The following is a 12,732-nucleotide window of genomic DNA, read 5'->3' as shown; positions in this document are numbered from 1 at the left end:
TCGCGTGCTCTTGCTCGCTCTGGATACCGCAACACCCGCCGTCACCGTCGCGCTGCACGACGGCACGGACGTCATCGCCTCGTCGAGTCAGGTGGACGCGCGCCGGCACGGAGAGCTGCTGCTGCCGGCCGTGGACCGTGTGCTCGCCGAGGCCGGACTCAGGCTGGACGCCGTCACCGGCATCGTCGTCGGCATCGGCCCCGGCCCCTACACCGGCCTGCGCGTCGGTCTCATGACCGCCGACACCTTCGGTCTGGCGCTCGGCGTCCCCGTCCACGGCCTGTGCACGCTGGACGGTCTCGCCTTCGCCGCCGACATGGAGAAGGGCCCCTTCGTCGTGGCGACCGACGCCCGGCGCAAGGAGGTCTACTGGGCGAAGTACGCCGACTCGCGGACCCGGCTGACCGAACCGGCCGTGGACCGCCCCGGCGACATCGCCGAGCAGGTCGCCGGGCTCCCGTCGGTCGGCGCGGGCGCACTGCTCTACCCGGGCACGTTCCCGAGCGCCCACGAGCCCGAGCACGTCTCGGCCGCCGCCCTCGCCTCGCTCGCCGTGGAGAAGCTGGCCGCCGGCGAGGAGCTGCCGGCACCCCGGCCGCTGTATCTGCGCCGCCCGGACGCCCAGGTTCCCAAGAACTACAAGGTGGTCACCCCGAAGTGACCGTACGACTGCGCGAGATGCGCTGGTGGGACATCGACCCGGTCCTGGAGCTGGAGAAGGACCTGTTCCCCGAGGACGCCTGGTCCCGGGGCATGTTCTGGTCCGAGCTGGCCCACTCCCGGGGCGCCGAGGCGAACCGGCGCTATCTCGTGGCCGAGACCGGCGGCCGTATCGTCGGCTACGCCGGACTGGTCGCCGCCGGTGAGCAGGGCGACATCCAGACCATCGCCGTGGCCCGCGAGCAGCAGGGCACCGGCCTCGGCGCCCTGCTGCTGACCGAGTTGCTGCGTGCGGCGACCGCGTTCGAGTGTCACGAGGTGATGCTGGAATGCCGGGTCGACAACGTCCGTGCGCAGAAGCTCTACGAGCGCTTCGGCTTCGAGCCGATCGGCTTCCGGCGTGGTTACTACCAGCCGGGCAACGTGGACGCCCTGGTGATGCGCCTGAGCGACCCTTCCTCATCAGTACAGGAAACCGAGAGCAATGACTGACTCACGCGACGAGCCTCTCGTACTCGGCATCGAGACCTCCTGCGACGAGACCGGCGTCGGCATCGTCCGCGGCAGCACCCTGCTGGCGGACGCCGTCGCCTCCAGCGTGGACGAGCACGCCCGCTTCGGCGGTGTCGTCCCCGAGGTGGCGTCCCGCGCGCACCTGGAGGCGATGGTCCCGACGATCGACCGGGCACTGAAGGAAGCGGGGGTGAGTGCCAGGGACCTGGACGGCATCGCCGTGACCGCGGGGCCAGGTCTGGCGGGCGCCCTGCTCGTCGGCGTCTCGGCGGCCAAGGCGTACGCCTACGCCCTCGGCAAGCCCCTGTACGGCGTCAACCACCTGGCCTCGCACATCTGCGTCGACCAGCTGGAGCACGGCCCGCTGCCCGAGCCGACCATGGCCCTGCTGGTCTCCGGCGGCCACTCCTCGCTGCTGCTGTCCGAGGACATCACCTCCGACGTCCGCCCCATGGGCTCGACCATCGACGACGCGGCCGGCGAGGCCTTCGACAAGATCGCCCGGGTGCTGAACCTGGGCTTCCCCGGCGGCCCGGTCATCGACCGGTACGCGCGCGAGGGCGACCCGGAGGCGATCGCCTTCCCGCGCGGCCTGACCGGCCCCCGTGACCCGGCGTACGACTTCTCCTTCTCCGGCCTGAAGACGGCCGTGGCCCGCTGGATCGAGGCCAGGCGCGCGGCCGGCGAGGAGGTCCCGGTCCGCGATGTGGCCGCCTCCTTCCAGGAGGCCGTCGTCGACGTCCTGACCCGCAAGGCCGTCCGCGCCTGCAAGGACGAGGGCGTCGACCACCTGATGATCGGCGGCGGTGTGGCCGCCAACTCCCGGCTGCGCGCGCTCGCCCAGGAGCGCTGCGAGAAGGCCGGCATCCGCCTCCGCGTGCCGCGCCCCAAGCTGTGCACGGACAACGGCGCGATGGTGGCCGCGCTCGGCGCCGAGATGGTCGCCCGGAACCGGGCCGCCTCCAGCCTGGACCTGTCGGCCGACTCCTCGCTGCCGGTCACGGAGTCGCACGTCCCGGGCAACCACGACCAGGTGCACGAGGTCGGCAAGGAGAACCTGTACTCGTGACCGTCGCGCTGATGTGGGAGGCCCGGGCCGCCATGGGCCGGGGCGAGGAACTGCTGGCCTGGGTACGGGATCAGCCGCTGGTCCCCGAGCCGTTGCGCCGGGAGACCTTCCGCGCGCCCGAGGACCGGGTGCTGGTCATCACCTGGTGGGACGCGCCGTACGACGCCGGGATCCCCGAACTGCCGGAGCCTGCATCCGAGTTGGTGACCCGGCCGGTGCACCGGTGGCGGTTCGAGTCGGTGGCCGAAGTCTGAGTTGGCGGGATCCCCCCGACCTGCGCTATGATCATCACACAGCGAACGGCCGGGAGAACGGCTCGGACGCAGTGCGTTGGTGGTCCAAGGAAAGACGCCCCGCTTCCTGCGGGGAGATGCAGGTGCAAGGCCTGCCCGGCGCTCCACAGGAAGCCCGCCCCCGGATCTCCGGGGGCGGGCTTTCGCGTTACCGGCGTCCGGCCTCCTCCCGCTGGGTCTCCTCCGCCCCGCCGCCCGCGAACTCCGGGGCCGCGACCCGCCGTTCCTTCAGGTGCGCGTACGCCATCAGGCCGAACAGCACCGCGAGCAGTACGGCCGAGGAACCGGCCGTACCCAGGTCCAGGCCGCCCTTGGCCACCGGCTTGGTCAGGAGGTCGCCGGCCGTGGCGCCGAGCGGACGGGTCAGCACGAAGGCGATCCAGAAGAGCAGGACGTTCGGCACCGCCGGGACCTTCATCAGGGCGAGCAGGACGAGCAGGGTGCCGGTCACCAGGGCCGCGCCGCCCAGATAGCCCAGGCCCGAGCTGTCGGACAGGAAGTCGCCCATCGAGGTGCCGAGGGTGTTGGAGACCAGGATCGCCGACCAGAACAGGGCCTCACCCCGGAAGGTGACGATCTCGGTGATCTGGAAGGTCATCCCGCTCAGCTTCCAGCCGAGGAAGATCAGCAGCAGGATCGAGATCAGGATCGCGGCGCCCTCCGGGTAGCCGAGGCCCAGTCCCTGCGGGCCCCAGCCCAGCCTGGTCGCGCCGTTCGAGAGGTACTTGGCGCTGGCGTCCCGGTTCATGAAGTCGGACATGGTGGTGCCGGCCATGGAGGTCGACAGGATCACCGTCCAGTAGAAGAACGGGTTGTAGCGCGCGGAGCGCAGCTGGATCACCAGCGTCACCACGAAGACCAGGAACAGGGCGACGGTGGTGAGGAAGTAGCCGAGCTTGAGGGTCTGGGCGAACAGGTCGCCCGCGGTCTCGCCCAGGGTCGTCGCCGCGATCTTCATGATCCAGAACGCGAGGGTGACCTCGGGCAGCTTCTTCATGACGGATTTCGTCGTGGGAGTCGTCAAGGGTGCTCCTGTGGGGGTCGACTGGCCGCCGACCCTCCCAGGGGCAACCTGAACGCATCCTGAACGCGCGCCGCACAGGGCTTGCTTTTTGCCAGGGTTCGCGCTGGGGGCTCAATCCGCCTGTTCGACGACCCCGCAGCGCATCCGCCGCTCCCCGCCCACCACCCGCACCGGCCCGGTCAGCCGGATCCGGGCCGCGTGCCGTACGTCCGTGCTCGACGCGGCCAGCCGCAGCTCCAGCGCGCCCGGCTCCACCACCCGTGCCCCCGTGCGGTCCGTGAACGAGGACAGGTCGGCGTGGAAGCGGAAGGTCAGCCGGCGGGACACGCCCGGCGGAAGCTCCACCCGCTGATACCCGATCAGCCGTACGTCGGGCCGGGTCACGCTCGCCACGGGGTCGTGCAGATACAGCTGGACCACCTCGGCGCCGGCCCGGTCGCCGGTGTTGCGGACGGTGACGGAGAGCTCGTATGCGCCGTCCGTCGGGATCTCGGCCTCGGGGGCGTGGGCGTCCTCCCAGGCGAACGTCGTGTACGAGTGGCCGTGGCCGAACGGGTACAGCGGGGTCGGGTCCAGGCTGCTGACCTCGCCGGCCAGGCCCAGCGGGGGCTGGAGATAGGTCCAGGGCTGGCCGCCGGGCAGGCGCGGCACGCTCACCGGGAGACGCCCGGAGGGGTTCACCCGGCCGGACAGCACCCCGGCCACCGCGGGACCCCCCTCCTCGCCCGGGAAGAAGGCCTGCACGACCGCGCCGAGCCGGCCGTGCCAGCGGCCCAGGGCGTACGGCCGCCCGGTCAGCAGGACCAGCACCACCGGGACGCCCGTCGCCACCAGCCGGTCCAACAACTCGGCCTGGACACCGGGCAGTTGGAGGTCGGTCACATCACAGCCCTCGCCGGAGGTGCCCAGGCCGAACAGGCCGGCCCGGTCGCCGAGCACCGCCACGCACACGTCCGCCTCCGCCGCCCGGGCCACCGCCTCCTCGAAGCCGGCCGTGTCCGGGTCGGAGACCTCGCAGCCTTCGGCGAAGGTGACCTTGGCGTCGGGCAGTTCGGCGCGCAGGGCGTCCAGGACCGGGGGGATCTCGATGCCCAGCGGGACGTCGGGGTGGCGGGTGAGGACGTGGGAGGGGAAGGAGTAGCAGCCGAGCATGGCGAGCGCGTCCGCCGCGCGCGGGCCGACCACGGCGATCCGGGTGTCGGGGGCCAGCGGCAGCAGTCCGTCGGGGTTGTCCAGCAGGACCACCGACTCCTCGGCCAGCCGCCGGGCCACGGCCCGGTTCTCCGCCGAGTCCAGGTCCACCGGGCCCTCCGGCTCCGGCCGCCAGTCCGCGTCCAGCAGGCCCAGCTCGCACTTCTGCAGCAGCACGCGCCGGGCCGCCCGGTCCACCAGCGACTCCGGGACACGGCCCTCGCGTACGGCGGTGACGAGCGGGGTGCCGTAGCACTTCAGGGTCGGCAGCTCGACGTCGATGCCCGCGGCCAGCGCCCGGTGCGCTGCCTCCGCCTCGTCCGCCGCGACCCGGTGCAGGGTCTGCAGGAACCCGATGCCGAAGTAGTCGGCGACCACTGTGCCGGTGAATCCCCACTCCTTGCGCAGCAGCTCGGTCAGCAGGCGCGGGTCGGCGGAGGCGGGTACGCCGTCGGTCTCGGTGTAGGCCGCCATCACCGAGCGGGCCCCGCCCTCGCGCAGCGCCATCTCGAAGGGAGGAAGGGTGATGTCCGCGAACTCCCGTACGCCCGCCCGGACCGGCGCCAGATTGCGGGCGCCGGCCGAGGACGCGTACCCGGCGAAGTGCTTGAGCGTGGCGACGACCCCGGCCGACTCCAGACCGCGTACATAGGCCGTGCCGAGGGTGCCGACCAGGTACGGGTCCTCGCCGATCGTCTCCTCGACCCGTCCCCAGCGCGGGTCGCGGACCACGTCCAGGACGGGGGCGAGGCCCTGGTGGACGCCGCACGCGCGCAGGTCGTGGCCGATGCGCCGGCCCATCTCCTCCACCAGCGCGGGGTCGAAGGCCGCGCCCCAGGCGAGCGGCACCGGGTACGCCGTCGCGCGCCAGGCGGTGAAGCCGGCCAGGCACTCCTCGTGGGCGACGGCCGGGATGCCGAAGCGGCCGGCGGCGGCGATCCGGCGCTGGGCGCGGGCCAGGGCCCGGGCACCGAGCACCGGGTCCACGGGGGCGGTGCCGAAGGAGCGGGTCAGCTGGCCGAGACCGTGGGCGATCAGCTCGTCCCAGTCGAAGTCGGCGGTCATCTCGCGCTGCAGGGGGGCGACCCCGTCGCCGTCCGTGGCGGCGCCCACCCACACGCCGTACAGCTGGGCGGCCTTCTCCTCCAGGGTCATCCGGGAGAGCAGGTCGCTCACGCGGGCGTCGGCGGGCAGGGCGGGGTCGCGCCAAGGAGCGGTGGTCATGGAACTCCCGTCACTCTGACTGTCGCTCACGTATGTTCCCGAATGTTTCGAAGAATATGCCGAATGTTCCGGGAACCTATGCCGCGAGCAGGCCTTCGTCAAGGGGGTCGACGGGGATACGATCGCGGGCATGAATCCTTCGAAGCCCGCAGAAACGCAGACGGCGACCCTCGCCGAGATCGCCCGTGAGGCCGGGGTGTCGGCTCCGACTGTTTCGAAGGTGCTCAACGGTCGCGCCGATGTCGCCCCCGCGACCCGCACCCGGGTCGAGGAACTGCTGCGCGCCTACGGCTACCGGCGCCGCCGCGCCGAGGCGTCCCGCTCCCCGCTGATCGACCTGGTCTTCCACGAGCTGGAGAGCGCCTGGGCGCTGGAGGTCATCCGGGGCGTGGAGAACGTGGCCCGGGACGCCGGGCTGAGCGTGGTGCTGTCCGAGTCGGCCGGCCGGCTCACTCCGGGCCGGACCTGGGCCGACCAGGTGGCCGCGCGTCGCCCGCACGGTGTGGTGCTGGTGCTGTCGGAGCTGGACGAGTCCCAGCGGGCGCTGCTGACCAGCCGTTCCATCCCGTTCGTGGTGATGGACCCGGCCGGCGACCCGGGCCCGGACGTGCCGTCCATCGGCGCCACCAACTGGCAGGGCGGGCTCGCCGCCACCCGCCAACTGGTCGAGCTCGGCCACACCCGGATCGGCGCGATCAGCGGCCCGTCGAGGATGATGTGCAGCCGGGCCCGGGTCGACGGCTACCGTGCCGCCCTGGAGACGGCCGGCCTGCCCGTCGACCCCTCGCTGATCGTGGCCGGCGACTTCCACCACGACGCGGGCTACCGTCTGGGCCTGGAGCTGCTGCGCCGCCCCGACCGGCCGACGGCCGTGTTCGCGGGCAACGACCTGCAGGCGCTCGGTCTGTACGAGGCGGCCCGTGAGCTGGGCCTGCGCATCCCGGAGGACCTCAGCGTGGTCGGCTTCGACGATCTGCCGGTGGCCCGCTGGGTCGGCCCGCCGCTGACGACCGTACGGCAGCCGCTGACCGAGATGGCCGAGGCGGCGGCCCGCCTGGTGCTGGAGCTGGGGCGCGCGCCGGAGGAGCGGGTGGCGACCCGGGTGGAGCTGGCGACCAGCCTGGTCGTGCGCAGCAGCACGGCGGCGCCCGCGGCCGTGTGACGCCGTTGGCCGGAAGCTGACGTAATGTCGGGTGAAGTGGGCGCCACACTCCTCCGAAGTCAATCGGTTCTTCGACCGAAACTTTCGGAGACATCCGCGATGAGAACTCTGAGACTCGGCTTATCCCTCGCATCCCGCTGACCGGCGTCGCGCTGCCGTTCACCGCGCCCGCCGCGGCCGCCACCGGCACCCCCTTGCGCGACCTCGCCGCCACCGAGGGCAAGGTCATCGGCACCGCCGTCACCGCCTCCAGGCTCACCGGCACCTACGGCGACGGCACCGGCGCCCAGTTCGGCTCGCTGACCCCCGGCGGGAGTGAGTCCTGCTGCCAGGACCCGTGCCCAGCCGCGTGCCCCGAACGGTGTTGGGCACACCGGTCCCCCGCTTTCGCTCCGTATCCGGCGCCGACGGATCGTGTCCGTGGTCCGGGGATACGGGGGCGGGCTCCCTCACGCCCCGGGATGTCCGGTCGGGCCTTGGACGGTCCGATGCCCGTACCCATCGCTCTGGTGGGTGCGGGGCGGTGCCGTCCGTCGCCGGATCGGGTGCCCCAGGGCGCGCCTTCGATCGCCACGGCGGCCGCGTCGTGGCGAGTGGTCTTCCTGGTTCTCATGGTGAGACGCGTACAGCTGCCCACCGACAGCGCGAAACTCGCCCAGCAGAAGGCCGACTTCACATCGGTGGTGGCAGCTGGGCGGCCGTGAGCCGCTGTGTGAACGTCACCGTGTGGGGTTTCACCGACGCCGACTCCTGGGTGCCGAACACCTTCCCCGGCTACGGGGCGGCGACCCCGTACGACGAGAACTACCAGCCGAAACCGGCTACTACGGCGTCGCGGAGGCGCTCGGCGGCAGCGGCGGCGGCACCACTCCGCCGCCGGCTCACGGCGCCGGGCCGGCAGATCACCCTGGCCTGGAACGCCACCTGCACCCAGTCGGGCGCGGCGGTGTCCTCTACCAACGCCTCCTACAACGGGACGGTATCGGACGGGGGTTCGGTGACGTCCGGCTTCAACGCGTCCTGGAGCGGCAGTAATCCGGTACCCATGGTGAGCCTGGGATGAGAATTTCCGAAGAAAACCGATTCTCACGGCTTCCGCTAACAGTCCCCTAATAATTCGGACTTACGTTCCTGCCGTGACCGGACATGACGAGAACGGCGACGAGGGTAGACGTCGAGGCCGGAGGCCGGGTGCGCTGAAGGCCACCGGTCTCCTCCTCGCGGGCGTCCTGGTGCTGAGCGCGGCCACCACGGCCTGGGCGTACTGGCACCTCAACCACAACATCAGAAGCGTCGACATCAACAGCGCGCTCGGCGACGACCGGCCCGCCCGGGCGGTGGTCGCCCCCTCCGCGAGCGCCTCGGCCGCCGCCGACCCGCTGCCGAGCGGCTCCCTGAACATCCTGGTCCTCGGCTCGGACTCGCGCAGCGGCAAGGCCAACGAGGAGCTCGGCGGCGGCGACAGCTCCGGCGCCCGCTCGGACACGGCGATGGTCGTGCACATCGACGCGGGCCGCACGAAGGCCACCGTGGTCAGCATCCCGCGCGACACCCTCGTCACCCGCCCGTCCTGCCCGCTCGCCTCCGGCGGCTCGACGGCGATGGCCTACGGCGCGATGTTCAACACCGCCTACGCGGTGGGCGGGCCGGTGTGCGCGGTGAAGACCGTCGAGTCGATCACGAACGTCCGCATGGACCACTACATCGAGATCGACTTCTCCGGCTTCGCCAAGCTGGTCGACGCTCTCGGCGGGGTCGACGTGACCACCACGCAGGACATCGACGACGACCAGAGCCATCTGCACCTGACGGCCGGCCCCCACCACCTCGACGGCAAGCAGGCCCTCGCGCTCGCCCGCACCCGGCACGGCATAGGCGACGGCAGCGACCTCGGCCGCATAGGGCTGCAACAGATGCTGGTCAAGGCCCTGTTGGAGCAGATGGCCGCCACGGACCTGCTCACCGACCCGGCCAGGCTGTACCGGGTCGCCGACGCGGTCACCGCGAGCCTCACCACGGACACCGGCCTGGACTCTCTGGGCGAGCTGATGCGGCTCGGCCAGAGCCTGAAGGGCCTGACCGCCGACCGCGTGAAGACGGTGATGATGCCGGTCGTCACCGCCCCCTCCGACCACAACCGGGTGATCGCGAAGGAGCCGGCGGCGAGCGACCTGTGGGCGTCCCTGCGCTGACCCGTACAACCCTGCCCGCGGCCCACGGGTCTGGTGCGGTGAATCAAGTCGCCGTACACCAGGGGGTATTCCGGTGTTCTCGTTGCGTTGGCACGCCCGTTGGGCGCTGCCGCTGACCCTGGGGCTGGCGGCCCTGGGGCTCGCCGTCCCGACCGCGTCCGCGACGGACAGCGCCGCTCCCGTCCGCGACGACTTCAACGGCGACGGATACGCCGACCTCGCCGTGGGCGCCCCGAACGCCACGGTCGGCGGACAGGCCGGGGCGGGCTATGTCACCGTGATGTACGGCGGCCCGCACGGCCTGTCCACGACGCACCGCACCCTCATCAGCCGGGCGACCACCGGCATCCCGGGCAGCCCGGCCAAGGGGCAGGCCTTCGGCCTCCAGCTGTCCAAGGGTGATCTCGACGGCGACGGGTACGCGGACCTGGTCGTCGGCTCCCCGGCCTCCGACGCCGTCGTGGTCTGGGGCGGGCCGCACGGCCTGTCCGGCGGCACGTCCGTGCCCGCCGGCAACACCCAGACCGGCGACTTCGATGGCGACGGGCACCTGGACCTGGCCCTGTTCCGGTCGGGCGCCGACGCCGGCGACGACCCGGGCGGCACCACGGCGGCCCTGTGGACGGGCCCGCTGAAGCGCACCGGCACCCCGGCCGCCAAGGCAGCCTTCGACCCCGATCATCTCCAGTACGTCAACGTCCACGACGGCACCACCGGCGACCTCAACGGCGACGGCCGTACCGATCTGGCCCTGTACATCTACGGCGGCGACGGCAACCGCGGCACCCGTCTGTACCTGAGCGGCCCCTCCGGGCTCACCCCGGTCGGCGGCTTCCCGAGCGGCGACGGCGCGGCCGCGATCGGGGACGTCAACGGCGACGGCTACGACGACCTGGTCACCGGGTACGCGAACGACGAGCGGATCTGGGTGACCTACGGCTCGCGCTCCGGCCTCGGCGGCGAGGACACCTGGAAGTCGTTCTCGCAGAACACTCCCGGGGTTCCCGGCGCGGCGGAGACGGACGACCTGTTCGGCGCCTCGGTCGCCGTCGGGGACATCACCGGGGACGGGATCGACGACGTGGTGGTCGGCGCGCCCGGCGAGAACCAGGCCGAGGGCGTGGTCGACGTCCTGCCCGGCGGCCGCCACGGGCTGACCGGCACCGGCGCCCAGGCCTTCACCCAGAACACCGCGGGCGTACCCGGCACCGCCGAGCCGGGCGACGCCTTCGGCGCCGGCGTCCGGCTGCTGGACATCAACGGCAACGGACACGCCGACCTGGCGGCCTCCGCCACCGGCGAGGACGGTGGCAACGGTGCCGTCTGGAGCCTGCGCGGACGCCCGAGCGGCCTGGTCACGGACGCGGCCCTGGTCTTCGGCGGAAAGGCGGTCGGGGCGCCGTACACGAAGGCGGGATTCGGGTTCGAGCTGAAGTGATCACGGACGCCGGAAAGAATTTCCGGTGCGTGTGTCGATCCGGGTGTCTGCCGTTCGACGCATGGGTGAGCGGCGGGGAGAGGCCCCACCGCCCGACCGAAGGAGCCACCATGCCCCGCTACCTGTCGCTCGTGCGAATCGACGAGTCCTCCGCCCCTGCCGAGGGCCCCAGCCCCGAGCTGATGCAGCGGATGGGCGAGCTGATCGAGGAGGTCACCAAGGCCGGCGTCATGCTCGACACCGCCGGGCTCACCCCGTCCGCCCAGGGCACCCGGGTGCGCTGGGAGGGCGGCAGGATCTCCGTCACCGACGGGCCGTTCACCGAGACCAAGGAGGCCATCGGCGGCTACGCCATCATGCAGTGCAAGGACAAGGCCGAGGCCCTGGAGTGGACCAAGCGGTTCCTGCAGGTCCACGAGGACCACTGGACCGTGACCTGCGAGGTGCGGGAGATCGCCGAGGGCTGAGTGCCTGGCGCGGCGCCGTACGGCGGTGTTGCATGGTGGGCTGTGGAACCACAGCCCACCCCGGCGCCCACCGCGGCGCACGCGATCGAGACCGTCTTCCGCCTGGAGTCGCCCCGGGTCATCGCCGGTGTCGCCCGGATCGTCCGGGACGTCGGCATCGCCGAGGAACTGGCGCAGGACGCGCTCGTCGCCGCCCTGGAGCAATGGCCCCGCGACGGCGTGCCCGACAACCCCGGCGCCTGGCTCATGGCGACCGCCCGGCACCGCGCCGTCGATCTGATCCGGCGCCGCGAGACCTACGCCCGCAAACTCGCCGGGATCGGCCGGGACCTGGAGGCTGCCCCGCCCTCGTACGACGAGCACGCCGATCCCGACGACATCGACGACGACCTGCTCCGGCTCGTCTTCACCGCCTGTCACCCGGTGCTGTCGCCCGAGGCCCGCACCGCGCTCACCCTGCGCCTGCTCGGTGGCCTGAGCACGGCCGAGATCGCCCGCGCCTACCTCGTCCCGGAGCCGACGATCGCCCAGCGCATCGTCCGCGCCAAGCGCACCCTGGCGAAGCAGAACGTCGCCTTCGAGGTGCCCTACGGCCCCGACCGCGAGGCCCGCCTCGGCTCCGTCCTGGACGTCATCTACCTGATCTTCAACGAGGGGTACGCGGCGACCGCCGGCGACGACCTGCTCCGCCCCGGCCTGTGCGAGGACGCGCTGCGCCTGGCCCGCGTCCTGTCCTCGCTGATGCCCAAGGAGCCGGAGGTGCACGGCCTGACCGCGCTGCTGGAGTTCCAGGCGTCCCGCACGGCCGCCCGCACCGGTCCGGACGGCGAGCCGGTGCTGCTGAAGGACCAGAACCGCCGCCGCTGGAACCGCATGCTCATCGCCCGCGGCATCCGCGCCCTCGACCGGGCCGGCGCCACGGCGAGCGGCGCCCCGGGCCCGTACGCCCTCCAGGCGGCCATCGCGGCGTGCCACGCGCACGCCTACCACTACGAGGAGACCGACTGGCGTGCCATCGCCACCCTGTACGGCCTGCTGGCCGCCCGCGCCCCGTCGCCCGTGGTCGAGCTGAACCGCGCGGTCGCCGTGTCGATGGCCGACGGCCCGGCCGAGGGCCTGGAGCTGGTGGATAACCTGACCGCGGAACCCGCCCTGCGTGACTACCACCTGCTGCCCAGCGTCCGCGGCGACCTGCTGGCCCGCCTCGGCCGTACGGCGGAAGCACGGGCGGAGTTCGAGCGGGCGGTGGCGCTCACGCGCAATGAACGCGAGCGGCAGCTGTTGCTCTCGAAACTGCATTCCCTTCCTGTTCACTGAGGGTTTTCAGGGGCGCGCCCTTGCCGTGTCGCAGACCCTCCGCGCGCCGAAGACCCGTCGCGCTCTGCACCGCGGGCACCGCGATCAGCGCGAGCAGCAGCCAGTGGACGTACACGCCGTACTGCAACAGCCTTGCCCCGGCGGCGAGTTCGCCGGCCATCCCGCAGGGGGCGGCCGCGGTC

The 12,732-nt window shown here is 72.4% G+C and carries 12 protein-coding genes, 1 tRNA gene and 2 pseudogenes; 12 read left to right on the top strand and 3 right to left on the bottom strand.

Going from position 1 to position 12,732, the window contains the following annotated elements; translation table 11 throughout:
- The first annotated feature begins 4 nt into the window (after positions 1 to 4).
- From tsaB to AB0M27_RS17685, 5 genes are all read left to right on the top strand, one after another.
- Entirely contained in the window at positions 5 to 661 is a 657-nt protein-coding gene (gene tsaB / locus AB0M27_RS17705) for a tRNA (adenosine(37)-N6)-threonylcarbamoyltransferase complex dimerization subunit type 1 TsaB (RefSeq protein ID WP_365722644.1), read from the top strand.
- 17 nt (positions 662 to 678) lie between these two features.
- Complete coding sequence (gene rimI, locus AB0M27_RS17700) at positions 679 to 1,152, top strand: ribosomal protein S18-alanine N-acetyltransferase (protein ID WP_365722714.1); 474 nt, start codon at positions 679 to 681, stop codon at positions 1,150 to 1,152.
- Positions 1,145 to 2,242: a tRNA (adenosine(37)-N6)-threonylcarbamoyltransferase complex transferase subunit TsaD gene (gene tsaD / locus AB0M27_RS17695; protein WP_365722642.1), complete on the top strand. Its 1,098-nt coding sequence runs from the start codon at positions 1,145 to 1,147 to the stop codon at positions 2,240 to 2,242. The genes rimI and tsaD overlap by 8 nt, the downstream gene beginning before the upstream one ends.
- On the top strand, positions 2,239 to 2,496 hold the full coding sequence (locus tag AB0M27_RS17690) for a hypothetical protein (RefSeq protein WP_365722640.1): 258 nt from the start codon (positions 2,239 to 2,241) through the stop codon (positions 2,494 to 2,496). The genes tsaD and AB0M27_RS17690 overlap by 4 nt, the downstream gene beginning before the upstream one ends.
- A 73-nt stretch (positions 2,497 to 2,569) precedes the next feature.
- Positions 2,570 to 2,642, top strand: a tRNA-Gly gene (locus AB0M27_RS17685).
- A gap of 41 nt (positions 2,643 to 2,683) precedes the next feature.
- Here the strand turns inward: AB0M27_RS17685 and AB0M27_RS17680 are convergent.
- Both AB0M27_RS17680 and AB0M27_RS17675 read right to left on the bottom strand, forming a co-directional pair.
- The gene (locus AB0M27_RS17680) at positions 2,684 to 3,559 is read right to left on the bottom strand and encodes a hypothetical protein (RefSeq protein WP_365722638.1); all 876 of its coding nucleotides are present in this window, start codon (positions 3,557 to 3,559) and stop codon (positions 2,684 to 2,686) included.
- 111 nt (positions 3,560 to 3,670) lie between these two features.
- Positions 3,671 to 5,974, bottom strand: coding sequence for a glycoside hydrolase family 3 N-terminal domain-containing protein (locus AB0M27_RS17675; RefSeq protein ID WP_365722636.1), 2,304 nt, complete (start codon positions 5,972 to 5,974; stop codon positions 3,671 to 3,673).
- 130 nt (positions 5,975 to 6,104) lie between these two features.
- Between AB0M27_RS17675 and AB0M27_RS17670 the strand changes: the two genes are divergently transcribed.
- Together AB0M27_RS17670 and AB0M27_RS17665 are read left to right on the top strand one after the other, a co-directional pair.
- Positions 6,105 to 7,136, top strand: a complete 1,032-nt coding sequence (locus AB0M27_RS17670; protein ID WP_365722634.1) for a LacI family DNA-binding transcriptional regulator — start codon at positions 6,105 to 6,107, stop codon at positions 7,134 to 7,136.
- Between the two features lie 99 nt (positions 7,137 to 7,235).
- A pseudogene (locus AB0M27_RS17665) lies at positions 7,236 to 7,453 on the top strand (endo-1,4-beta-xylanase); the annotation flags it as partial.
- Here AB0M27_RS17665 and AB0M27_RS17660 read toward each other — a convergent pair.
- Positions 7,402 to 7,755: pseudogene (locus AB0M27_RS17660) on the bottom strand (IS200/IS605 family accessory protein TnpB-related protein); the annotation flags it as partial. The pseudogenes AB0M27_RS17665 and AB0M27_RS17660 sit on opposite strands and share 52 nt — an antisense overlap.
- Positions 7,756 to 7,836: 81 nt before the next feature.
- On the opposite strand from AB0M27_RS17660, the gene AB0M27_RS17655 reads away from it, so the two are divergent.
- The 5 genes from AB0M27_RS17655 (at position 7,837) to AB0M27_RS17635 (ending at position 12,550) form a co-directional block, all read left to right on the top strand.
- On the top strand, positions 7,837 to 8,199 hold the full coding sequence (locus tag AB0M27_RS17655) for a cellulose binding domain-containing protein (RefSeq protein WP_365722632.1): 363 nt from the start codon (positions 7,837 to 7,839) through the stop codon (positions 8,197 to 8,199).
- Positions 8,200 to 8,272: 73 nt separating this feature from the next.
- Entirely contained in the window at positions 8,273 to 9,328 is a 1,056-nt protein-coding gene (locus tag AB0M27_RS17650; RefSeq protein WP_365722630.1) for an LCP family protein, read from the top strand.
- Between the two features lie 73 nt (positions 9,329 to 9,401).
- Entirely contained in the window at positions 9,402 to 10,766 is a 1,365-nt protein-coding gene (locus AB0M27_RS17645; protein WP_365722628.1) for an FG-GAP-like repeat-containing protein, read from the top strand.
- Positions 10,767 to 10,876: 110 nt separating this feature from the next.
- A complete protein-coding gene (locus AB0M27_RS17640; RefSeq protein ID WP_365722626.1) occupies positions 10,877 to 11,233 on the top strand; it encodes a YciI family protein in 357 nt (118 codons plus the stop codon).
- A 42-nt stretch (positions 11,234 to 11,275) separates the two neighbouring features.
- On the top strand, positions 11,276 to 12,550 hold the full coding sequence (locus AB0M27_RS17635) for an RNA polymerase sigma factor (protein ID WP_365722624.1): 1,275 nt from the start codon (positions 11,276 to 11,278) through the stop codon (positions 12,548 to 12,550).
- Positions 12,551 to 12,732 lie beyond the last annotated feature (182 nt).

This window comes from Streptomyces sp. NPDC052107, assembly GCF_040680215.1.
Taxonomy (GTDB): Bacteria; Actinomycetota; Actinomycetes; order Streptomycetales; family Streptomycetaceae; genus Streptomyces.
The sequence above is the reverse complement of the archived record's forward strand: the minus strand, read 5'-3'. Positions and strand labels throughout refer to the sequence as shown.